The sequence below is a fragment of the Photobacterium chitinilyticum genome, assembly GCF_004104355.1.
GTDB classification, from domain to species: Bacteria; Pseudomonadota; Gammaproteobacteria; order Enterobacterales; family Vibrionaceae; genus Photobacterium; species Photobacterium chitinilyticum.
In genome coordinates, this window is sequence record NZ_RJLM01000021.1 from 1 (window position 1) to 23178 (window position 23178).

The 23178-nt window shown below is 47.1% G+C and carries 27 protein-coding genes; 13 read left to right on the plus strand and 14 right to left on the minus strand.

From position 1 onward, the window contains the following. Positions 1-696 precede the first annotated feature (696 nt). The 13 genes from EDI28_RS24085 (at position 697) to EDI28_RS24145 (ending at position 15201) form a co-directional block, all read left to right on the plus strand. Positions 697-1833 (plus strand): glycosyltransferase, encoded by a 1137-nt coding sequence (locus EDI28_RS24085; RefSeq protein WP_128786427.1) that lies wholly within the window; start codon positions 697-699, stop codon positions 1831-1833. A 50-nt stretch (positions 1834-1883) separates the two neighbouring features. Next, a complete protein-coding gene (locus tag EDI28_RS24090; RefSeq protein WP_128786428.1) occupies positions 1884-3215 on the plus strand; it encodes an O-antigen ligase family protein in 1332 nt (443 codons plus the stop codon). A 220-nt stretch (positions 3216-3435) separates the two neighbouring features. After that, positions 3436-3894 (plus strand): acyltransferase, encoded by a 459-nt coding sequence (locus EDI28_RS24095; RefSeq protein ID WP_233353500.1) that lies wholly within the window; start codon positions 3436-3438, stop codon positions 3892-3894. 1 nt (position 3895) lies between these two features. Continuing rightward, a complete protein-coding gene (locus tag EDI28_RS24100; protein WP_128786430.1) occupies positions 3896-5062 on the plus strand; it encodes a glycosyltransferase family protein in 1167 nt (388 codons plus the stop codon). 67 nt (positions 5063-5129) lie between these two features. Further along, the gene (locus EDI28_RS24105; protein WP_128786431.1) at positions 5130-5468 is read left to right on the plus strand and encodes a hypothetical protein; all 339 of its coding nucleotides are present in this window, start codon (positions 5130-5132) and stop codon (positions 5466-5468) included. A gap of 2 nt (positions 5469-5470) precedes the next feature. Continuing rightward, on the plus strand, positions 5471-6913 hold the full coding sequence (locus EDI28_RS24110; protein ID WP_128786432.1) for a GumC family protein: 1443 nt from the start codon (positions 5471-5473) through the stop codon (positions 6911-6913). Further along, positions 6910-7980 carry a glycosyltransferase gene (locus tag EDI28_RS24115; RefSeq protein WP_128786433.1) on the plus strand — a complete coding sequence of 357 codons (1071 nt, stop codon included), beginning with the start codon at positions 6910-6912 and terminating at the stop codon, positions 7978-7980. The genes EDI28_RS24110 and EDI28_RS24115 overlap by 4 nt, the downstream gene beginning before the upstream one ends. Positions 7981-7990: 10 nt before the next feature. Then, on the plus strand, positions 7991-9787 hold the full coding sequence (locus EDI28_RS24120) for a sugar transferase (protein WP_233353501.1): 1797 nt from the start codon (positions 7991-7993) through the stop codon (positions 9785-9787). A gap of 60 nt (positions 9788-9847) precedes the next feature. Then, positions 9848-10159 (plus strand): STAS domain-containing protein, encoded by a 312-nt coding sequence (locus EDI28_RS24125; protein WP_128786434.1) that lies wholly within the window; start codon positions 9848-9850, stop codon positions 10157-10159. 1 nt (position 10160) lies between these two features. Beyond that, positions 10161-10940, plus strand: coding sequence for an OmpA family protein (locus tag EDI28_RS24130; RefSeq protein WP_128786435.1), 780 nt, complete (start codon positions 10161-10163; stop codon positions 10938-10940). After that, positions 10937-13024 (plus strand): SLBB domain-containing protein, encoded by a 2088-nt coding sequence (locus tag EDI28_RS24135; protein ID WP_128786436.1) that lies wholly within the window; start codon positions 10937-10939, stop codon positions 13022-13024. Before EDI28_RS24130 ends, EDI28_RS24135 begins: the two co-directional genes overlap by 4 nt. Beyond that, positions 13021-13716 carry a P-loop NTPase family protein gene (locus EDI28_RS24140; RefSeq protein WP_128786437.1) on the plus strand — a complete coding sequence of 232 codons (696 nt, stop codon included), beginning with the start codon at positions 13021-13023 and terminating at the stop codon, positions 13714-13716. Before EDI28_RS24135 ends, EDI28_RS24140 begins: the two co-directional genes overlap by 4 nt. Then, positions 13717-15201, plus strand: coding sequence for a response regulator (locus tag EDI28_RS24145; protein WP_128786438.1), 1485 nt, complete (start codon positions 13717-13719; stop codon positions 15199-15201). It abuts the gene before it with no gap. Here EDI28_RS24145 and EDI28_RS24150 read toward each other — a convergent pair. The 14 genes from EDI28_RS24150 to rpsH form a co-directional block, all read right to left on the minus strand. Then, positions 15174-16172 (minus strand): glycosyltransferase family 4 protein, encoded by a 999-nt coding sequence (locus EDI28_RS24150; protein WP_128786439.1) that lies wholly within the window; start codon positions 16170-16172, stop codon positions 15174-15176. The genes EDI28_RS24145 and EDI28_RS24150 overlap by 28 nt on opposite strands. 87 nt (positions 16173-16259) lie before the next feature. Beyond that, entirely contained in the window at positions 16260-16643 is a 384-nt protein-coding gene (gene rplQ / locus EDI28_RS24155) for a 50S ribosomal protein L17 (RefSeq protein WP_128786440.1), read from the minus strand. A 33-nt stretch (positions 16644-16676) separates the two neighbouring features. Beyond that, positions 16677-17666 carry a DNA-directed RNA polymerase subunit alpha gene (locus EDI28_RS24160; RefSeq protein ID WP_128786441.1) on the minus strand — a complete coding sequence of 330 codons (990 nt, stop codon included), beginning with the start codon at positions 17664-17666 and terminating at the stop codon, positions 16677-16679. A 23-nt stretch (positions 17667-17689) separates the two neighbouring features. Then, positions 17690-18310 (minus strand): 30S ribosomal protein S4, encoded by a 621-nt coding sequence (gene rpsD / locus EDI28_RS24165; protein WP_128786442.1) that lies wholly within the window; start codon positions 18308-18310, stop codon positions 17690-17692. A gap of 27 nt (positions 18311-18337) precedes the next feature. Further along, a complete protein-coding gene (gene rpsK / locus EDI28_RS24170) occupies positions 18338-18727 on the minus strand; it encodes a 30S ribosomal protein S11 (protein ID WP_005370963.1) in 390 nt (129 codons plus the stop codon). A gap of 19 nt (positions 18728-18746) precedes the next feature. Then, the gene (rpsM, locus tag EDI28_RS24175; protein WP_107349869.1) at positions 18747-19103 is read right to left on the minus strand and encodes a 30S ribosomal protein S13; all 357 of its coding nucleotides are present in this window, start codon (positions 19101-19103) and stop codon (positions 18747-18749) included. Positions 19104-19248: 145 nt separating this feature from the next. After that, positions 19249-19362 (minus strand): 50S ribosomal protein L36, encoded by a 114-nt coding sequence (gene rpmJ, locus EDI28_RS24180; protein ID WP_128786443.1) that lies wholly within the window; start codon positions 19360-19362, stop codon positions 19249-19251. 29 nt (positions 19363-19391) lie between these two features. Then, positions 19392-20717: a preprotein translocase subunit SecY gene (gene secY, locus EDI28_RS24185; RefSeq protein WP_128786444.1), complete on the minus strand. Its 1326-nt coding sequence runs from the start codon at positions 20715-20717 to the stop codon at positions 19392-19394. Between the two features lie 22 nt (positions 20718-20739). Continuing rightward, positions 20740-21174, minus strand: a complete 435-nt coding sequence (rplO, locus tag EDI28_RS24190) for a 50S ribosomal protein L15 (RefSeq protein ID WP_128786445.1) — start codon at positions 21172-21174, stop codon at positions 20740-20742. A 5-nt stretch (positions 21175-21179) separates the two neighbouring features. Then, positions 21180-21359, minus strand: a complete 180-nt coding sequence (gene rpmD / locus EDI28_RS24195) for a 50S ribosomal protein L30 (protein WP_128786446.1) — start codon at positions 21357-21359, stop codon at positions 21180-21182. A 5-nt stretch (positions 21360-21364) separates the two neighbouring features. Further along, positions 21365-21862: a 30S ribosomal protein S5 gene (gene rpsE, locus EDI28_RS24200; protein ID WP_128786447.1), complete on the minus strand. Its 498-nt coding sequence runs from the start codon at positions 21860-21862 to the stop codon at positions 21365-21367. A 12-nt stretch (positions 21863-21874) separates the two neighbouring features. After that, positions 21875-22228: a 50S ribosomal protein L18 gene (rplR, locus tag EDI28_RS24205; RefSeq protein ID WP_068330631.1), complete on the minus strand. Its 354-nt coding sequence runs from the start codon at positions 22226-22228 to the stop codon at positions 21875-21877. A gap of 9 nt (positions 22229-22237) precedes the next feature. Further along, complete coding sequence (gene rplF / locus EDI28_RS24210) at positions 22238-22771, minus strand: 50S ribosomal protein L6 (protein WP_128786448.1); 534 nt, start codon at positions 22769-22771, stop codon at positions 22238-22240. A gap of 12 nt (positions 22772-22783) precedes the next feature. Continuing rightward, complete coding sequence (rpsH, locus tag EDI28_RS24215) at positions 22784-23176, minus strand: 30S ribosomal protein S8 (protein ID WP_128786449.1); 393 nt, start codon at positions 23174-23176, stop codon at positions 22784-22786. Positions 23177-23178: the final 2 nt, after the last annotated feature.

A 23178-nucleotide genomic window follows, 5' to 3' on the forward strand; every position in this document is an offset into this window, starting at 1 on the left:
CATAAGGAACGGCTCAATGAATACTGACTTCAAAACTGCTCTTGCCGAAGCAAGAAGTAATTTTAAAGCTATTATCGTTGTTCTTTTCATAATGAGAAGAGAACGATAATGAATTGACTGTGCCAAAATAACTTGCGCTATTTTGTATCGGTCACTCAGTTCATTGATAAATCTTTCGACTTAACTCTTTCACGAGTGCCCACACAGATTGCATGGTCAAATTGTTAAAGAACAAACTTCAATAAAACAAGCAATCATTTCGCAATGTTTCGCTCTCTTATTGAAGAGGACGCTCATTCTAACGAATCAAGTTGTAGTGTCAAACACTTTTTTCAACTTCTTTATTAGATTTTCCATCCTTCCGATTCGATGCTTACTCCTTACTAGAAGCAGCTCTCCGTTTCGGTGAGGCGGCATTATAGAGTGTTGTATTTAATTGGCAAGTGAAAATATCAAAAAAACAAACACCCGAACAATTGACCAGCAATCAATGCCTTTTTTGCCTAATTTGGCGACAAACATCCTCAATCTATTTCCACCAGCCACTATGCCCTGAAGCCCTGCCCCTTAACCTGAAGCCCCCACAAAGTTTGAGCCCCTCCGAAACCAAGCCGTATTAATCTCAACGTTGGCATTAAAATTGGAAGAAAAACGATAAAGCAGCAGTGGTACTAACTACAGAAGGAAGGAGTCAGGATGAAGAAAATTGGCTATATTATTCCTAATCTTTCGACACTGTCAGAAACGTTTGTTAGCGTCGAAATGCGAGCGATGATGGCACTTGGCCACCAAATAAAACCCTATGCCTTCGATACCAACGAGCAATTCCAGCCAGCAGATGCTTACTTAAAGCACCGCTGTACTTACCTCTCAACAGCTCCCAAGTTCCCATATCTTAATATATGGAAGGCCTATCGCTGTCATTCATTTATTATCAAACAACAAGAAGTTGGCTATATCTCATTACTGCACCAGGGACTACAACTGGCATATTTGGCAGAAAAAGATGGCTGCGAACACTTTCATGTACATTTGGGGTGGCATAGTGCTGCGATAGTGATCGTTGCAGCAAAAATACTGAACATTCCCGTTTCTTTTGCAATCCATAATGCAAATCTAAACACTATCCCACAAGATCTATCACACGGGCTACAGGCTGCAGACTTCATCTGTTCCGCCACTAAAAAGATGCAGAACGAACTGCGACTTGCAACACAACAACCGGTTCACCATATTCCTTTTGGTGTCAATGAAGCCGACTACAGTTCTCTAACTCAACCTTGGCGGCCTCATAAGGATTTCCTACTGTTCGGTCAGTTACTCGATAAAAAAGGGTTAAGCACTCTATTAATTGCCCTCCAACAACTACAACCTACGACTACCTTGGATATCGTAGGAGATGGTCCTCATCTATCCCCCCTAAAACAACAAATCAATAAACTAGGGCTATGTCATCAAATAACATTCTTCAAGAGCAAACAACCAAGTTGGTACCGCCGTTTTGCCTGTCAGTATAAGGCACTTGTTGTGCCATTTACGGCGACAAATCAGGGTAAAGATACGAGCCCCTTGATTATCACAGAAGCTATGGCTCTAGGGCTTCCCGTGATCACCAGTGATTTACTTGATTACCGTGAAATCCTCGACGACGAAAGTGGGCATCAAGTTTCGATGGATGAACCTTATGCTCTTGCTCACGCCATGCAATCCCACCTTTCTAGTAGCTTTGCTGATCTGAACTTACAGCGAGCTTATGCCTTCAACCGGGTCATGACTTTATTCACAGCATCACGCCAAGCCGACCTGTTATCCAAGAAGATCGAGGCGCTATGAAATGGCTAAGGCTGAATAAAGCCCCCTGAATTATTGGAGAGCAAACTCCCATGAGCCGACGTAAGCAATTACTTCTTGCTTTAAGCAGCACTCTAGTTATCTACCTTGTCTGGTTTCAACAAGGTAATTTGGTATTGCTTATAGGCGTCTTATTTGCGCTCCCTGTTGTTATCAGCCAAGCATTTATCATCTGCGTAGGCTTCATCATCTTTTCCTACTTTCGGATCCACGAAGCCTTTCCCATCTTGATTCCCCTGCATATCCCACAGTTACTTGCACTTGCCAGTCTTGCTGGCCTTGGTTGGCAATTATGGCTAAAACGAGAAACGATCACATGGCAAACCCTACACACCCAAATAGTGATATTCACTATCTGGGTACTCATATCCTGTCTCATGGCCACTAATCGTGGTGAGGCTTTTGCAAACTTTAACGGAAACTTCATCAAAATTTTCATCATGGTTTTTGCTATTAGCTGGCTACCAAGCAAACTCTCACAGCTGAAAATGATACCGGCACTGCTACTACTGAGTGGCCTTTGCATCGGGGGGTTGGCACTCTATAACAAGGCTAACGGTATTGGATTGGTTGAAGGAACCCGGGTTACCATAGGGCGCGACATTGGCTCCGTTCTGGGAGACCCAAATGACTTAGCGCTTGTGCTTCTTTTCCCAGTTTCTTTTGCCCTCTCCTACAGCTTTCATGGCAATAAAATGCAGCGCGGACTTACAGCCATCATCTTGCTCGTTCTAATCATTAGTATATTGGCGACGCAAAGCCGTGGTGGCCTATTGGGGATTTCATGTGGGATCTTTGCGCTGACATTATTGAAAAGTCGCTCAGTCATCATTCCCATGGTTTTTAGCAGTATCGGCCTGCTCGCTTTAATCGTATTAGCAGGGATCAGTGATCGTTCATCTGGCGGGGCCGCTGAAGAGGGAGTCGATGAATCCGCCATGGGTCGTATATACGCCTGGCAGGCAGCTATTAATATGGCAATAGCAAACCCGTTTACCGGTGTAGGACTCGATAATTTTTTCTATAACTACTATTTCTACTCACCACACTGGGACGGAAAAAATCATGCTGTTCACAGTACTTGGATGCAAATCATTGCAGAAACAGGGTTTGCCGGATTGGTACTGTTTCTGCTTATGCTAATAGGTGCCCTTAAAGTGAGCTACCAGCTATTGAAGCGGCTAAACAACCATGAAATGAAACCTCTCGCCGAGGGGCTTTGGCTTGGTTTGTTGTCATTTTGCGTTAGCGGTACATTTTTAACCCAAGGGACAACCTGGCCACTCTATATTCTTATCGGTCTCGTTCTGGCATTAGATCGATTAACGCTCTCTCTGGAGAATAAACATGCGCGCCATAATTAAGCGACACTTAAGCCCAACCCACCTCATTTTTCTCCAACAATTATTACAAAAAGTGAGAGGATGTTACCTCCCCAGAATCCCGGTACTACATTCACTGCTTTACCACCTGCACCTTGCAATCAAAAGTACCATTCATTGCATTTTGCAAAAATGCTATTTCACTCCGATGTTCATTTCTCGACTATCTCAGCGCCCCCAAAGCCTTCAACTTGATTGTGGCATGCCACAAATATTAGGTCCGCTAACAATTAGCTTAGGAGAACAATGCCGCCTCTCGGGTGTATCGACACTATGTGGAAGGGTATGGGGGGAGCACATTCCTGAATTGATAGTCGGAAATAACGTTGATATCGGCTGGCAGAATACCTTGGCTGTCGGAACAAGAATTCAACTCGATGACAATGTTCGCCTTGCAGGAAAAGTTTTTCTAGCCGGTTTTCCCGGGCACCCAATGGAACCCCATGCCCGCGCCTGCGGCAAGCCAGACACCCAACAGCAAGTCGGAGACATTCACCTATGTCGTGATGTCTGGCTGGGAACCGGAGTAATGGTTATGGCAGGAGTCACTATTGGTGCCGGCAGCGTCGTGGCTGCCGGTAGCGTTATCACAAAAGACATACCACCAGGCGTTCTTGCTGGCGGTAATCCGGCACGGGTGATCAAAAACTTGGAGTACTAATATGGAATTTCTTGTATTCGGAGAGGATTGGGGGCGGCACCCTTCAAGCAGCCAACATATCTTAACAGCCTTAATGGATCGTTATAATGTGATGTGGATTAATTCAATTGGGTTACGTCAGCCAAAGCTGAACTGGCGTGATATCAACAGGATTGGAGAGAAACTGCTGTCGAGCTTATGCCATCGCTCAATGGCAGATCCAGATATCACCAAGAAAACCACTCACTCCCGAACACCTGCTGCAATCATCAGACCTTTGGTATGGCCTGTAGCTCAGCGCCCTATCACTAAAAAGATAAATAGCATGCTTCTCAGTCTACAGCTGTGTCGTAAACAGAACCGACGAATAATCTGGGCTGCGCTGCCCACTGCCGTGGACTACTTGGATATCTGCGATAGCGATCTCGTTATCTATTACTGTGGTGATGATTTTTCCTCACTTGCTGGTGTCGACCACTGTTATGTCACACAGGCAGAAAAAAAAATCACCAAAAGAGCTGACATCATTCTGGCCTGTAGCCCAGCCTTACAACAAAAATTTCCCACCAGTAAAACTTGGCTGCTCCCGCACGGGGTTGCCTTATCGCAATTTGCAAAACCTGCGCCCTGCCCTACTGAGATCGACACCTCGCGCCCGAGTGTTGGCTTCTATGGCAGCCTAAATAACTGGCTCGACCAAAAACTGTTAGTCCAGCTGGCCAACGCCCGACCTGGCATCAATTTCTATCTAATGGGACCAGTCAATACCGACATATCCCCGCTTAGCCACAGTCAGAATATTCATATTCTGCCTGCCAAGCCTCACCACCAGCTGGCGGGTTACCTGCAGCATTGGACGATGGCTATTTTACCTTTCATAGACAATGACCAAATACGTGCCTGCAATCCGTTAAAGCTAAGAGAATATCTAGCGGCTGGCTGCCCGATAATCAGTTCGAATTTTCCGGCTGTTCACCCCTATAAATCATTAATCTCGACAGCCACCAACCTACAAGAATGGCTACTGGCGATCGATAGCCGCTGTCAACTCAGTCAAAATGAGCGGCTGGCTTATGCCCACCAAACCAGTTTATGCGTAGCCAACGAAAGCTGGAATAACCGCGCCAATACCGTACTGGCACTGATTAAGGAGAGGCTTATGTCCGAAAACTCATACTGCTCATCATAATTTTTCTAACTCTGGGCACCTTTTTTGCTACTACTTCTATATACCAATCAACAGAGAAGGTAACCAGATGAAAAGGATTATTTGTCTATGTAGCTGCCTATTCCTATGGGGATGCGCCAGTGCTGGTAATGCACCACAAGAGCTCACACTCTTTTTTAGCCCAGAGCAAGTTTCGCTGACGGCTGAACAGAACAGAAAAATTGCAACCTTTCTCAATAATAACCCATACCACCAGCTAACCGCTTCGGTTGCACCAGCAGCTCTAGACGATCCTTTCAAGGCACTTGTTCAGGGACAAAAGCGAATTCAGGCTGTCAACCAAATTTCCAATGACAGAGAAATTCCGCTGCTACTCAAATATACCCCCAAACAAACAGCTGATACGCTGATCCTGAAGAGACAATAGCCATGCGGCACAAGTTGTTTGCCAAGCTCTATCCGCTACTCCATGCCATGTGGGCTCACAGATATCTGATCCTGCTTCCGGTACTTATCATGCCGATATTGATGACAGCAGGCAGTTTCCTCAAAGCCAAGCAATACTATGCCCAAACCACAATCCTGGTTCAGGAGGCAGCAATGCTCAATCCGTTTCTCGAAGATCTCTCCATCTCAATGAATCTAAAACAGCGCATAAAAGCATTACGGGTATTGCTTCACAGCCACTCAGTACTGAACAGGGTTGCAACCGAACTTGAACTGGCCCCCATCACGAACCTAGCTCAGAAAGAAACCGTAATTGACTACCTAAACCAGAGCCTCACTGTAACCTTAGTCGGCAATGATCTGGTTCAACTTGGGCTGAACTGGCCTACACCGGACGAAATGCCGACAATCTTGAACAAAGTATCCGAAATTTTCCTCGATAAGCTCCGCGCTCCAGGCCGGGCATCGGTAGACGGCTCTGAAGTCTTTCTCCAAAAGCAACTTGAATCGACCCAGGGCGATCTCGAACGGGCCGAAAGCGAGCTCGCATTATTCAAAGCAGAGCATGCCGATAACCTTCCCCAACTTCAGGGAATGAAAGTCCAAAATAATGCTCGGCTGAATTCACTTATTCAGGAAAAAGAATTAGCGTTACTACATGCAAAAAATCAACGAGATAACTTCTTCCAACGTCTGGCAAGCACCAATCCGGTCGTTGGCATGCTAGAAGAAGAAATCATCAAAGCCGAAGCAGAACTGGCAATGCTGCGGGCAAGCTATACCGACCGACACTCTGCTGTCAAAGCCTTGTTACGCAAACTAGGCCGCCTCAAACAAGAACGGTCCCGACTTGTTGATGAGCAACAATCTCTCAGCGCCCAGGAAGTGAGTCAACTATGGCAGCGAGTGGCAAACAACACCCAAAGCCGTGACAACAACAATCAACCTATACTGCTCAGTCAGTTTGAGAAACTTCAACAAGCTGAGAGTCAAATCCAGACGCTGGATGAAGAGCTAAAGCTACTGCAAACACAGGCATCCCTGTTACAAAATAAAAGGGCCGAGTTCGCCTCGTTAGAAAAACAGCTCAAAATCCTGCAGCGTAACTATGATGTCAAATCCAGGATCTACAATCAGCTGCTTGAACGCTATGAGATGGCAAAAGTCACAGGCCACCTCGGGCGTTTCGAAGAGCCAGACAAACTTCAAATTATCGATCATCCAGTCAAACCTCATCGCCCTCTTAACTGGCCATGGTGGCTTAATTTTCTGCTTGGTATCGCGGCGGGGCTGGGGCTGGGGCTGTCTCTTGCCTGCGCCGTGCAATTATTAGATACCCGACTTTACCAAACCACACAAATCAACCGGCTAACACGAGTCCCGGTACTTGCCCGGATCCCCAACTTCCCAGGGAGTTCATCATGAAGCATATCACTCTACAAATTGTCCAACACTTACGTCCGGGAGGGATCGAAAGGCTAGTACTCAATTTACTGCGCTTTTCCTCCCCGAACCATGATGTCTATGTGGTAGCCCTGGAAGGTGCAAAAAAAACAGCCATTGCCGCTTGGCCAGAGTTACAACCCTTTGCCTCGCGTCTGTTTTTCCTCAACAAACCAAAAGGTAGAGATCTCAATACAGTTTTCAAATTACGGCAGCTTATCAAACACCTCCAGCCCTCGACGGTTCATACCCATCACCTAGGTCCGTTACTATATTGCCGCCTAGCCACCATCGGGATCCCCCTTACCCATCTCCAGACCGAACATGACAGCTGGCATTTACAAGATACCAAGCAACGCCTAATCACGCGCTGGTTATTAAAAGGCACCAATATTCAATTAATCGCCGATGCCCCCCGAGTAGCCGAACAACTAAAACGCCACGGAATCAAAGTCAGCCATATCATCATCAATGGTATAGATACTCAGCATTTTACCCCTGGTAACCAATTACTTGCCAAGCAGCTTTTACAACTTCCAAACGATAAAGTCATCATTGGTTGCGCAGGTCGGTTAGTACCGGAAAAAGGAATAGATACCATGTTCAAGGCACTAGTCCATCTTCCGGCCAACCACCAGCTAGCCGTTGCCGGTAACGGTCCGGAACAAGCGTTATTATTTGAGACAGCCAAAAAACTCGGTATTTCCCATCGTGTTCACTGGCTCGGGCACTGTGCCAACATGCGTAATTTTTACCGGGCCATAGATATTTTCTGTCTTCCCTCCCGTCAAGAGGGGCTCCCCCTCGCGCTTCTAGAAGCTCAGGCCTGCGGCAAAACCGTCGTTGCAACAGCTGTCGGTGGCATTCCGGATCTACTTTGCCCACAGAGTGGCCAGCTGCTAGAGCCCGATCAACCGGAACCTCTGGCTCGGGCATTAGAAAAAGGTCTAGCCGAGGCTAAAACCCATAGCGAGAACAATGCACAGTACATTCGCTGCTTGGCTGATGTCCGAACGATGACAGCAACTTACGAATCATTAACACACTAGGACGAGAGAAATGACAATGACATTCGAATGGATCTTATTAGCCTTTCTTACCCTTATTATTATCTATCATCATGTAATCTACACCAGCATTATGATCTGGCTTGGTCGGCACCGCAGTGCCGATACGTCAGAGTGTGAAAGGAACAGGCACTTTCCGTCAATCGCCCTCGTAATGCCGGCTCATAACGAAGAGTTATGCATAGAGGCAAAATTGGCTAACCTATTGATGCTCGATTACCCAGCAGAGCAGCTTTCCATCTGGGTATGCTGTGATGGCTGCACCGATCAGACAGCAAGAATCATCGAGAACTGGCAGGATAAATTTAACGCAGCAGGAATCGCACTTCGTGTCATAGAGGAAACAACAAACCACGGCAAACTTGCCCGGATAAATCAGCTAATGACACAGGCTAAACAGACGTCCGAACTCATTGCCCTCAGCGATGTTTCTGCTCTGATTTCAATAGATGCTTTAAAACAAGCCGCCGCAAACTTTCATAATCCGAAAACAGGGGCGATCACCTGTTGCTACCTATTGGCAGAAGCCACACCGGGTGAAGATCAATACTGGCAATGGCAGAACAACATCCGCTATGCCGAGTCCCGTATTGGCAACGTGATGGGAGGCAATGGCGCTTTTTATATTATGCGATCAAAACTGTTTGCCCCTCTGCCTGAAGACACCATCAACGATGATTTTATGTTACCGATGATGGTGATTAAACAAGGCTATAATGTTATTTTCAATCAAAGTATTAACAGTATCGAGCTCACGCCTACCGACACCAAGAATAATCATCAACGCCGCCAGCGTATTGGCGCAGGCAACCTGCAGCAGCTTATTCGTTGCCGATTTCTTTTCAAATTTCGTCAGTACAAGACCAGTTGGCTGTTTACCTCGGGGAAAGGGTTACGGACGGTGATGCCCTTTATTCTAGTGTCCTATTTTGCCATTAGCTCATTCATGGCCTGGCAAGGCGTGGAAATTGCCAAGGGATTATTGGCCCTACAAAGTTCTGTCTACCTACTGGCTCTACTTCCTCTCACTGGCATCCATAGTCGCCCAACGGATAAACTACACTACTTTGTTGGTGGATACTTCTCTTCCCTACTCGGTATGCTTCGCTATCTAGGCGGTCAGTTTCGTCAAGGGTGGCGGCATCTTCCCCCTTTATCCAATTACCAGACACAATCCACCCAGGCCCTGAAACGGAGCAGTGATATCATTCTCAGCCTAATCGGTTTTATTTTGACTCTGCCACTTTGGCCGATACTCGCTAGCCTGATCAAGATCGATTCACCTGGACCAGTCTTCTACCACCAACTCAGGGTCGGCCGAATCACCGAAGACAAAGCAGAGCTTTTTAACGTTATTAAGTTTCGCACTATGACCCATAACGCAGAAAACCAATCAGGAGCAGTTTGGGCAACGCAGAACGATCCCCGGATCACACCTATTGGCCGTTTCCTTCGTGCCACGCGACTTGACGAGCTTCCCCAGTTTATCAATGTGTTAAGAGGTGACATGTCCTTAATAGGTCCCCGGCCAGAACGCCCTGAAATGTGTGGCGATTTGCAAAATGCATTGCCCTTTTACCTTGAACGGACAGCTGGACTACGTCCAGGTATTACCGGCCTGGCACAGGTTAACCAGGGCTATGACAGCTGCCTTGATGATGTGAAAAATAAAATAGCCTGGGATCATGCGTATGCCGTAGCACTAGGCTCTCCACTTCAATGGCTTAGAATGGATGCCTACATCATTTTTAAAACTGTCCACATCATGGTATCAAAACGTGGACAATAGTTGGCATATCACTTGTATCGCTTACTAACAGTTAAAGTCAACTCCAGACCAGAGGTTAGTATGCAAGCTTTAACAGGAACCGTAATCACACTGCCGATTCACGATGAATTTGATGCCCATGTTGCCCGACAAATGGAGCCTGAGTTCGAATCTCTAAGCCAAACAGAAAAAAGTGAGCTGATACTCGACCTGACCCAGGTCCAATTTATTGACTCCTGCGGAATAGGTGCCATTGTTTTCTTATACAAACGATTGAAAAGCAGAGGCAAGAAATTGCGCCTGCTTAATGTCAATGGTCAACCACGCCAGCTGATGCAAATGCTACGGATAGACAAGGTGATCCCGATGATCACTTCAGCGGAGTTGTTATGATATGGAAAAATTGCCGATCCTGCTTCTGATCATAATGATCAGTGGCTGTACAACCTGGCCCACATCCGGTGAGAATCCCTATTCGCCTCCGGATTCGGATCAATGGCTGGAGCTTGCACACCATGACTTCGAGCTCCAACTTCTGGCAACCCGGGGAGCAAAACTCTGTCTCCCTGGTCAATACCAGCAGTTAGAAAACTTGTACAGCAAAGCTCGTCAGGAGGCAAAAGCCGGGTTTAGCGATGATGCCGATATCACCCTATTGGAATACCAAACCCAGTTTGGCAAAATCCAGCGCCAGATGGATTGGCTGGAATATCATACACTCTGTCTTGATTCCCGTTATTCTGAGGTAGAGCTCAGGGATAAGTTCCTCTTACTCATGCGCATCGACAACCAGTTTGCCTTCAATCGATCCAAGCTATTGCCCGATTACCAGCAAGCACTCCGTCGTGCCGCATCGATATTAAAACGCCAAAACCACTGGCACCTCCAGCTTACAGGTCATACCGATACTATCGGCACCAAGCAGAGTAACGAACAGCTGGGTATGAAACGAGCCGATGCAGTTCGCCGATACTTAATCGAACAAGGTGTCAATGCCAACCAGATAACCAGCTTTAGCGTAGGAGAAGAATATTCTATTGAAGATCCTCAATCTCGAACCCAACGACTTAGCAACCGAAAAGTTAATGCAAAAGTACTCGTAGAGCATCACACCCGCTCGGTACATCGGGTTTACTCGCTGCAAGATTGGCATGCAGTTCGGAAGTCGCTATGAATCGCGTCTTACTGGTGATGCTGTTATTAATCTTCACGCCAGCCTGGGGAACAACCCTAACACCCGGCGATCGAGTTTACTTACAGCTTCCCGGTGAGAGTGCTTTTGATACCCCTTTTACCATTGACGATCAGGGACAGCTCCGACTGCCCGAAGCGGGCCTGATCACAGTTGCAGGATTAAATATCGAGGAAGCCGAACAAAAGATCCGTAAAAGACTGAGCGCCATCTATCGAAATTTGGATGAACTGGAACTCAGTATCATGGAGCACCTGATCCGAATACAGGTTCTTGGCTATGTCGAAAAGCCGGGAATGGTCTCACTCAAGCCGGGCAGCAATATCCAGATGGCCGTCGCCGAAGCAGGCGGAGCCAGACCGGGAGCACAGCTCGATCAATTCAAGCTCATGCGCAATAACAAAACGCAAGTCTTCAACTATAAGTTATACCTCGATTCAGGTGAGCCCAGCCAACTTCCGGCTCTTAAAAGCGGAGATACTATCTTTGTCCCCGCATCTCCCCTACTAGGCAATATAGAAGTCAATTTTGATGCCGCATCTCTGCGTGAAGGCGGGGACGCCAATGAAGAACAGGGGATCACCATTTTTGGGGAATTGCGTAATCCAGGTACCTTTAGTTTCAAACCAGATATGACCGTTGTCGATGCACTGATGCGGGCTGATGGCGTCACCCGCTACGCCGATGTCACCAAGATACGGGTAATAACAAACAATATCCCTTACCAGTTCGATCTGAAGGCCTACCTTGATACCGGTGATACCAGTGACCTACCACCAATCAAGCCCGGTACCACGATTTTTGCACCGATAGAAGTTGAAGATATCAATACCACTTCACGCACCGTCTACGTCATGGGAGAGGTCAAAGCACCCGGGGCCTATGAAAGCTCCCCCGGAACAGGTTTTATCGATGTACTGGCCAATGCCGGTGGGCCAACCCGCTTTGCTGAGACCACCCATATAAAACTACTCAGTAACGTGAACGCTCCTATCAGCATCAATCTGATCGAATACACCCAGAATCCCGGCCAATACCCGCTTCCTCCTATCCAACCTGGCGATGTCATCTTCATCCCCGAAAAAATCGACTTCAATGAAAAATCATGGCTGAAGGTGACCAATGATCGCGCCATTAAAATCATTGGTGCAGTCAACAACCCAGGTCGCTTCGAGTGGAATGACAGCATGAGCTTCCTCGATGTTCTGGCTCACGCGGGGGGACCAAAACAACAAGCCAATATCAGTAACATCCGGCTACTTAAAGAACGGTATGGCTCAGCTGACAATGTTATTTATTTTGATCTGGAGAATTTTATTAACGAAGGAGGAAGCTTTAGCCAATTGCCGCGACTTGAGGCCGGCGATACAATCGTTATCGATGAGCTTCCCCATGATCCAACGGACAATAAAGCGAGTTGGATCCGCCAGTCGGCTGATGATTCTATCTATGTCTTCGGCCAAGTCGGTGCACCGGGACGGTACGCCTTCAACCGGGAACTGAGCTTTCTTGATATTCTTTCCGCTGCCGACGGACCAATCGGCGATGCGGATTTACGTCAAATCCGGATCAGCCACCGAGACAAAAACCAAACCAAAGTCACCAGGCTCAATCTTTCCCTCTACTTCGAAACGGGTGACGAAAGTATGTTACCTGTAGTCGTTCCCGGAGATGTTATTTATGTCCCCAAAGAGCAAGGGAACTGGCTCGATAAACCTGCCGAGCGTGTTGTCCGATTGATGGGATCGGTCAACAAGCCTGGCCGCTATACCTTCAATAGCCAAATGAATATTCTCGACCTATTGGCCGAAGCCGGTGGACCGTCGGACGAAGCTTATATCGAGCGGATCATGATAGTGAATACCTCATGCTGCGGCGATCAGGCCCAAACCTTTAACCTACGAGACTATGTCATCGAGCCGGCCAGTTACCCACTACCGCTGCTTCGCCCCGGCGATACGGTATATGTCCCTAACAAGGGTGATTCAATCGGGGAACAATGGCGCCAGGGGCTGCGAGATGTACTGGGGCTATTCACCCTCATCGCCTTAGGAGCTGCATTATGAAACCGTGGCTAAGTGCCGAATACGACCAACTGTTTCACAAAATTCACCAGTTGGATGCGCGGGTCATCACCCTGGCAGGAGCCAGCCCGGGTTGCGGAGCATCGACCCAATCTCTCTGGTTGGCCAGACGTTGCGCGGAAGACCAACATAACGTGCTATTGATCGACCTCGATCTTTCCGGATCCGGTCAAGGTTATCCTGCCAGCCCGTGGCAAAGTGACGGGACAGGAGAAAAAGAAGTCCTAATTCATCTCGATCATCAGCTCGATATATTGCCTCAGCCAAGCAGCCACCGTACCATCCTTGATCTTCGCCAGCCGCAAATACTAACCACAGCACTAGAGCGCTGGAAAAAAAGCTATCACTATATCGTCTGTGATATCGGCACAATTAACGCCGCCAACTGGCAGAATTTACCGATCACTGCAATTAGCCATATAAGTGATGTGTCCATTCTCTGCCTCGCTAGCGCACAGACAACAGAAAGCGAACTATTAACCAGTATGACAAAGCTGGAACAGGGGGGGATTCACTTACTCGGCACACTTATCAATGATATGAGCAACCCTTCCCTGTCACAGGAAATCATCCGAGTGCTAAATGGAAAAGCGCGCTGGATACCCAATAAGATCAAACGAAATTTAATCCGTTATCTGCAGCACAACCCTGTATTGCTAGGAAAATACCAATAAATGAGTCAGCTCCTATTTCAACGCCAGTTTGAGCTCAGCTATAGCAACCTGAAGTCCATCCGCAAAGTGTTGGCCGACAAAGCTAGTACCCTGAAACTCAGTCCTGATCTCACTCAAAACATCAAATTGGTTTGCAACGAGTACTGCACTAATTTGCTTGATCACCAAGCTAAGATAGCAAGCAATATAACAATCAGTTACGAAAGATCAGGGCAATATCATTACCTTACAATCAAAGATGACGGTTCTGCATGGGATCAGCTCAGGCAGCAACTGCAAACTGCTGAACTACCAAGTTGTGAAGTTGAAAGCGGGATGGGACTTGCTCTAATACGCGCAACATTTCCGGAATTTGACTACCAAAGACATCCAGAATATAACCAAATTCGCTTTCGGCTTCCCAAGCAGAATCAGCGCAGGCAAATCCTCATTGTGGATGATAGCAGCAGCCAGCTAGCTTTACTGGCTAGCTTCCTTGAACAGGACTATCAACTAACCCTATTCAGCCAAGCTAGCGAAGCACTGCTTTGGCTGACCAACAACCATTGCGACTTGGTGCTGACAGATTTACATATGCCTGAGATCAACGGTTTTGACTTCCGCAATAAAGTCGCAACAATCGGGCATCACCAAATGCTGCCGTTTGTTTTCCTCTCTGGAGACACGATGAACAACACGCTCATTACGGCAGCTCAATCAGGGATTGATGATTTTCTAGCAAAACCAATCTCCAAACCCCATCTTTTAAGCGTTCTAGGCCGTGTTATCGAGCGACACAGCAATTTATCATCCTGCTTCGAAGCCAAACTAAAGCAACAAATCAGCCCGGATAACAGTCACATCCGTATACAGGCCATCCCCGCTCCACTACAATTGATTATCAACCAGCAGCCTCAAGTCGGTGGTGACTTTGTAATACAGCGGCAACTGAAAAATGGGTCGCAACTGATCATTCTCGGCGATCAGATGGGCCACGGGTTAACAGCTAAAATCAATGGCTCTGTATGCTTTGGCTTTATTAGTGGGCTATTGTGCAGCACCGATATATCACCACAGCAACTCTGCACCTTACTCAATAGCCACCTCTACCAAACCAGCAAGACAACAAGCCTAGTTTGTCTGATTGTATTGCACCTGACAAAAAACAACATTCTGACTGTCTATAACGCAGGAATGCCAAATCCTATTTTATCCGCTAACCACGTACTGGAAATCGATACGGGAATGGGATTACTGGGATTATTCAAGACCATCGAGGTAACAGGCAGGCAAGTTCAGCTATCAGCTGGTGACAGTCTGCACTGCTATAGTGACGGGTTGAACGAAGGACAATGGAGTCAGAAGCAGCTAAACAAAATTCAATCGCTCCCACCCAACCTCCGCCATGAGTACCTGTGGAACCACTCACGACAAACGCCTGAAGATGATTGCAGCGTAGTGACAATACTCCATAACCCTCATGAAGGCGCGAAACGACCAAGCTGATAAATCTCAGACAGCTGTGACCATCGGCTATCCGCAGCAAAATGACTAACAATCCGGTGCTGAGAGTACTGAGACAACTGTTGCCAGGCGATATCACCCGCGAGATCAAGCTCATCAACCAATATTGAAAGCTGCTTCCACTGATTTTCAGCGACCAAGCTTCTTGATGGCAACAGGGATTCGAGTTCTCCTACCTTAGTGGCAACAACAGGCACTCCGTGAGCCATAGCTTCAAGCGCCGCCATCGGCAGGCCTTCTGCCCTGGAAGTAATCACGAGCAAATCAAGCTGGGACCAATGCGGTGTCATGGAGTCTACCGCTCCGCACCAGTTGATCAAAGGCTGGTCGACGACTGTTGAAGAGAGCTCCCCATCGCCGAAGACATGGAACTGACAGGCTGGATGCAATTGGCTCAGCCAGACAAACCGGTCAATCCCTTTCTCAATACTCAACCGGCCGACAAACCCCACCTGCAACTGAGTGTGGCGCTGTCTTTGCTCAATACGCGGCAGGTTGAAAATGAAATTGCGGAGCAATTCGCAGTTAAACGGAATAGTTGCCTGGATCCGCCGACTCACTGCAATATTGCGTGAGAGAAAGCTTGTTATACGATTTAGCCCTTCATACAGAGCAAGCCGACCGGAAAGTGCTTCACCGGCATGGAAACTCACCACTAAATGATATGGAGCCAAGACTCGGCATACCCTGGCAACCAGCGATGCTTTATAGCCATGGGCATGAATCACATCACGGCGACTGAGTTTTCGAAAGAATCTATAACCGGAGATCTCTGATAAAAACCGAAAAGGGATCCGATGCTTGGCTAGGAATGTATATTGTGGGTGGTCAGGGTAACGACGGATAAATATGACTTCAACGGCAATATTCTGCTGTTGAAGAAGCAGTGCTAATTGCTGGACATGACTTTCAACACCGCCAAAGCCGGAGCTGTCGAGAAACAAATAAACCATACATAATCCTCGCAGGTAATCAGGAAAATTATGCAAAAAAAAAGCCGAGTCAAAGACTCGGCCTCTTTTAATTTAACGCGCTAGTGCTTATTCAGCAGCAGCTTCCTGAGTTTCAGGACGATCTACTAGCTCAATGTAAGCCATAGGGGCTTTATCGCCAGTACGGAAACCGCATTTCATAATGCGAGTGTAACCGCCCGGACGCTGAGCAAAACGTGGACCTAATTCGTTAAATAGTTTCGCAACAACTTCGTTATCACGAGTACGTGCGAATGCAAGACGACGGTTAGCAACACTGTCTGTCTTAGCTAGGGTAATCAATGGCTCAATTACGCGACGTAGCTCTTTTGCCTTAGGCAAGGTAGTCTTGATAAGTTCGTGACGTACCAGAGAGCTAGCCATGTTGCTGAACATCGCTTTGCGATGACTGCTGTTGCGGTTGAGTTGACGACCACTCTTACGATGGCGCATGACCTAATCCTTCTAACTAGATATCAGTAACTATTAATCTTCAGCGATAGATGCTGGCGGCCAGTTTTCTAGGCGCATACCTAGAGACAGACCACGAGATGCCAGCACGTCTTTGATTTCAGTCAAAGACTTCTTACCAAGGTTTGGCGTTTTAAGTAGCTCAACCTCAGTGCGCTGAACAAGATCACCGATGTAGTGGATCGCTTCTGCTTTCAAACAGTTAGCAGAGCGAACAGTTAGTTCAAGATCGTCTACAGGACGCAGTAGGATCGGATCGAACTCCGGCTTCTCTTCTTTCTCTTCAGGAACTCGTACATCACGTAGATCTACGAACGCATCCAGTTGCTCAGCAAGAATAGTTGCTGCGCGACGAATAGCTTCCTCAGGATCAAGCGTACCGTTAGTCTCCATATCGATAACAAGCTTGTCTAGGTCAGTACGTTGTTCAACACGTGCTGCCTCTACTGCGTATGCGATACGGTCAACTGGGCTGAAAGTTGCATCAACTAGCAGACGACCAATTGGGCGCTCATCTTCTTCTGTGTGAATACGAGCAGACGCTGGTACATAGCCACGACCACGTTCTACCTTGATGCGCATGCTGATATCAGCATGGTCATCAGTTAGATGGCAGATTACGTGTTCTGGGTTCGCAATCTCAACATCACCGTCGTGGGTGATGTCACCTGCAACAACAGGGCCTGCACCAGATTTGTTCAGAGTAAGGATAACTTCGTCTTTACCCTCAACCTTAACGGCTAGACCTTTAAGGTTTAGAAGGATCTCAAGAACATCTTCCTGTACTCCTTCTTTGGTGCTGTACTCGTGTAACACACCGTCGATTTCAACTTCAGTTACGGCACAACCCGGCATTGAAGATAGTAGAATACGACGTAGAGCGTTACCTAGAGTGTGGCCGAAACCGCGCTCTAGTGGCTCAAGAGTTACTTTTGCGTGCGTCGTATTAACTTGTTCAATATCAACAAGACGCGGCTTAAGAAATTCTGTTACAGAACCCTGCATTGTGTCCTCTCTTAACTATAGCCTTACTTAGAGTAAAGCTCGACGATCAGGTGTTCGTTGATGTCGGCAGACAAATCAGAACGTTCTGGAAGGCGCTTGAAAGTACCTTCTAGTTTGCTGTTGTCTACTTCGACCCAAGTCGGTAGTTCACGCTGAGTAGCAACTTCAAGAGCTGCTTTAATGCGTGCTTGGTTCTTAGCTTTCTCACGAATGCTAACAACGTCGTTTGCCGCTACCTTGAAAGAAGGAACGTTTACGACTGTACCGTTAACTAGGATCGCTTTGTGGCTTACCAGCTGACGTGCTTCAGCGCGAGTAGCACCAAAACCCATACGGTAAACTACGTTATCAAGACGACCTTCAAGAAGCTGAAGCAGGTTTTCACCTGTGTTACCCTTAAGGCGAGCAGCATCTTTGTAGTAGTTACGGAATTGTTTCTCTAGTACGCCATAAGTACGACGAACTTTCTGCTTCTCACGAAGCTGAACGCCGTAATCAGATAGACGACCGCGACGCGCACCGTGCATGCCCGGCGCGTTATCGATTTTACACTTGGTATCAATCGCGCGTACACCAGACTTAAGGAATAAGTCAGTGCCTTCGCGACGGCTAAGCTTCAGCTTAGGACCCAAATATCTTGCCATGTTCTTTCTCCAATATTCCTAGAAACGTTATACGCGACGTTTCTTAGGTGGACGACAACCGTTATGAGGGATCGGAGTCGCATCAACAATGTTAGTGATACGGAAACCCGCTGCGTTTAGAGCGCGGATTGTAGACTCACGACCAGGACCAGGGCCCTTAACCATAACTTCCAGGTTCTTAACGCCATATTCTTTGGCCATTTCACCACAACGCTCAGCAGCAACCTGTGCAGCAAACGGTGTAGATTTACGAGAACCACGGAAACCAGAACCACCTGCAGTAGCCCAAGATAGAGCGTTACCCTGACGGTCAGTAATGGTTACGATTGTGTTATTGAAAGAAGCATGAATATGCGCAACGCCATCAGCTACTTGCTTGCGTACGCGCTTACGAGCGCGAGTTGGTTGTTTTGCCATTGTACTCTACCTTATCCGATTATTTTTTGATCGGCTTGCGCGGACCCTTACGGGTACGAGCGTTGGTTTTAGTACGCTGTCCACGTAGTGGTAGACTGCGACGATGACGAAGGCCACGGTAACAACCAAGGTCCATAAGACGCTTGATGTTCATGGATACTTCACGACGTAGATCACCTTCTACAGTGTACTTAGCTACACCATCACGCAGTAGATCGATCTGCTCTTCAGTCAGTTCACTGATCTTAACATCTTCAGCAATACCCACTTCAGCTAAGATAGCTTGAGAACGGGTTTTACCGATGCCGTAGATCGCTGTTAGAGCGATTACAGAATGTTTCTGATCAGGAATGTTAATGCCTGCAATACGGGCCACTATTCACTCCTAGTACTTTACAAGAATAACCGCTGCAGAGCCCGTTTAGGATACGCAGCGGTGGAACAATTCTTTTGCACACACAAAAGATTGGTTGGCTAATTTAGCCAACCTACCTTCAATTTGCAAGAAATATTTCTGCTTATTAGCCTTGGCGTTGTTTATGCTTTGGCTCAATGCAAATTACACGCACAACACCGTTGCGCTTGATAACTTTACAGTTGCGGCAGATTTTCTTAACGGAAGCACGAACTTTCATTGCTAAACTCCGTAAATGGATAACCAGTCTTAACGGCCGTTGCCTTTAAGATTAGCCTTTTTCAAAACAGACTCATATTGTTGAGACATCAAGTGTGTCTGAACTTGAGCCATGAAGTCCATAATAACTACAACTACGATAAGTAGCGATGTACCGCCAAAATAGAAGCGGACATTCCATGCAATCATCATAAACTCGGGGATCAGACAGATAAAGGTAATATAGAGCGCGCCTGCCAATGTCAGACGAGTCATCACTTTATCTATATATTTCGCGGTCTGTTCACCCGGGCGAATACCAGGTACGAACGCACCAGACTTCTTCAAGTTATCAGCTGTCTCGCGAGGGTTAAACACCAACGCGGTATAGAAGAAACAGAAGAAAATAATCGCAGCAGCATAAAGCATCACATAAAGTGGCTGACCTGGGCTGAGTGCCAGTGAAATATCACTTAGCCAACCTAGGTTCTCATTCTGACCGAACCACTGAGCCAGCGTCCCCGGAAACAGAATAATACTCGATGCGAAAATCGCTGGGATAACCCCTGCCATGTTGATTTTCAACGGCAGATGAGTGCTCTGCGCAGCAAAAACTCGACGGCCCTGCTGACGCTTGGCATAGTTAACGACGATACGACGCTGACCACGCTCCATGAACACTACGAAATAAATCACAGCGAAAGAGATAACTGCAATTAACAGTAAAAGAAGTACGTGCAATTCACCTTGACGTGCTTGCTCTACAGTCTGTCCAATAGCTGGTGGCAAACCAGCAACGATACCAGTAAAGATAATTACCGATATGCCGTTACCAATGCCTCGCTCGGTAACTTGCTCACCCAACCACATCAAAAACATGGTACCGGTAACCAAACTCACTACCGCGACAAAGTAAAATCCAAGACCCGGATTAATCACCAGGTCAGGGATCATACTTGGTAACCCCGTTGCAATACCAATTGCTTGGAAGGTTGCCAAAACAAGCGTGCCGTAACGGGTGTACTGGCTAATCTTACGACGACCAGATTCACCTTCTTTCTTCAACTCGGCCAAAGCCGGGTGAACTACTGTTAGCAATTGGACAATAATTGATGCCGAAATATACGGCATAATACCCAATGCTAAAATAGAAGCACGCTCAAGTGCACCACCAGAGAACATGTTAAACAGTTCAATGACAGTGCCCTTTTGCTGTTCGAACAGATCGGCAAGTACAGCAGCGTCAATACCAGGAATAGGCACAAAAGAGCCTGCTCGGAAAATTAAGATAGCACCTAATACGAATAGCAGGCGAGTCTTAAGCTCTGCTAGGCCACCTTGTGCACTACGAAAATCTTGTCCTGGTTGTTTAGCCATCTGTACCTCATCCTCGAGTTAATTATTCCTCGATTTTACCGCCTGCAGCTTCGATAGCAGCTTTAGCGCCTTTAGTCACGCGTAGACCTTTAACTGTAACGGTACGAGCGATCTCACCAGAAAGTACAACTTTCGCGAACTCAATGTTCTTAGTGATTACATTCGCAGCCTTTAGAGTTTCTAGGCTTACTACGTCACCTTCAACTTTCGCTAGCTCAGCTAGACGAACTTCAGCAGTTACCAAGCTCTTGCGAGAAGTAAAACCGAATTTTGGTAGACGCTGTTTCAAAGGCATCTGACCGCCTTCGAAGCCTGGACGTACAGAACCACCTGAACGTGATTTCTGACCTTTGTGACCACGGCCACAAGTTTTACCCAGACCTGAACCGATACCACGGCCTACGCGCTTCGCAGAAGGCTTAGAACCCGCAGCCGGTGATAGAGTATTCAAACGCATACTGATTACTCCTCAACTTTAACCATGTAGTAAACTTTAGCGATCATGCCGCGTACGCAGGCAGTATCTTCAAGTTCAACAGTGTGGTTGATACGACGAAGGCCCAAGCCACGCAAAGTTGCTTTATGCTTCGGTAAACGACCGATAGAGCTCTTTGTCTGTGTTACTTTAATAGTATTAGCCATGTCGATCACTCCAGAATTTCTTTGATAGAAAGACCACGCTTAGCTGCGATCATTTCTGGAGAGTTCATTCCACTTAGACCATCAATTGTTGCGCGAACAACGTTGATTGGGTTAGTAGAACCGTATGCTTTAGCTAGTACGTTACGGATACCCGCAACCTCTAGCACTGCACGCATTGCACCGCCGGCGATGATACCAGTACCTTCTGATGCAGGCTGCATGTACACTTTAGAACCAGTGTGGCGACCTTTAACAGCGTGGTGTAGCGTACCGTCGTTAAGCGCTACTGTAACCATGTTACGGCGTGCTTTTTCCATCGCTTTCTGGATTGCAGCAGGAACTTCACGTGCCTTACCGTAACCAAAACCGATGCGACCGTTACCGTCACCAACTACTGTTAGTGCAGTAAAACTGAAAATGCGTCCGCCTTTAACCGTCTTAGATACACGGTTAACAGCGATCAGCTTTTCATTCAAATCTGATTGAGTTTTTTCGTTAGCCATCTTCCGCCTACCTTAGAATTTCAGACCAGCTTCACGAGCAGCTTCTGCTAGTGCAGCAACACGGCCGTGGTATTGGAAACCAGAACGATCGAATGCAACATTAGAGATGCCTTTTTCAATCGCGCGCTCAGCAATAGCTTTACCTACAGCTGCAGCAGCGTCTTTGTTACCAGTACTCTTAACCTGCTCGCGAATCGCTTTTTCTACGGTAGAAGCGGCAGCGATAACCTCAGAGCCATTTGGTGCGATTACCTGAGCGTACACGTGACGTGGAGTACGGTGTACAACTAGGCGAGTTGCGCCCAGTTCAGCAATCTTACGACGTGCTCTGGTCGCACGACGGATACGAGATGCTTTCTTATCCATAGTGTTACCTTACTTCTTCTTAGCTTCTTTAGTACGCACGACTTCGTCTGCGTAACGAACACCTTTACCTTTATAAGGTTCAGGGCTACGGTAAGCGCGAATATCTGCCGCTACCTGACCAACAATCTGCTTATCAGTACCCGTAAGTACGATTTCAGTTTGTGATGGACATTCAGCTTTGATACCGGCTGGTAGTTCATGCGCAACTGGGTGCGAGAAGCCTAGGGTTAGGTTAACAGTCGAACCAGCAACGTTCGCACGGTAACCAACACCTTTAAGAGTAAGCTTCTTAGTAAAGCCTTCAGTAACACCAACAACCATGTTGTTCACTAGCGCACGAGCAGTACCCGCTTGAGCCCAAGCGTTAGCAACGCCTTCGCGTGGACCGAAAGTGATGGTGTTTTCTTCCTGGGACAATACAACTGCTTCGTTGATAACACGAACTAGTTCGCCTTTACCACCTTTAACAGTGATTTCCTGACCGTTGAGTTTAACTTCTACGCCGGCAGGAATAACTACAGGTGCTTTTGCAACACGAGACATTTCCTACTCCTATTATGCTACGTAGCAGATAATCTCACCGCCAAGACCCGCTTTGCGAGCAGCGCGGTCGGTCATAAGACCCTTGGAAGTGGATACAACAGCAATACCAAGGCCACCCATCACTGATGGAAGAGCATCTTTTTTCTTGTAGATGCGCAGACCAGGACGTGATACACGTTGGATTTGCTCAATAACTGGATTCGCTTCGAAGTACTTAAGAGTAACTTCTAGCTCAGGCTTAACTTCACCGATAACAGTGTAGTCAGCCACGAAACCTTCTTCTTTTAGAAGAGCTGCAATAGCAACTTTCTGCTTAGAAGATGGCATTTTAACAGCAACTTTTTTCGCTGCCTGACCGTTACGAAGACGGGTCAGCATATCCGAAATCGGATCTTGCATGCTCATAA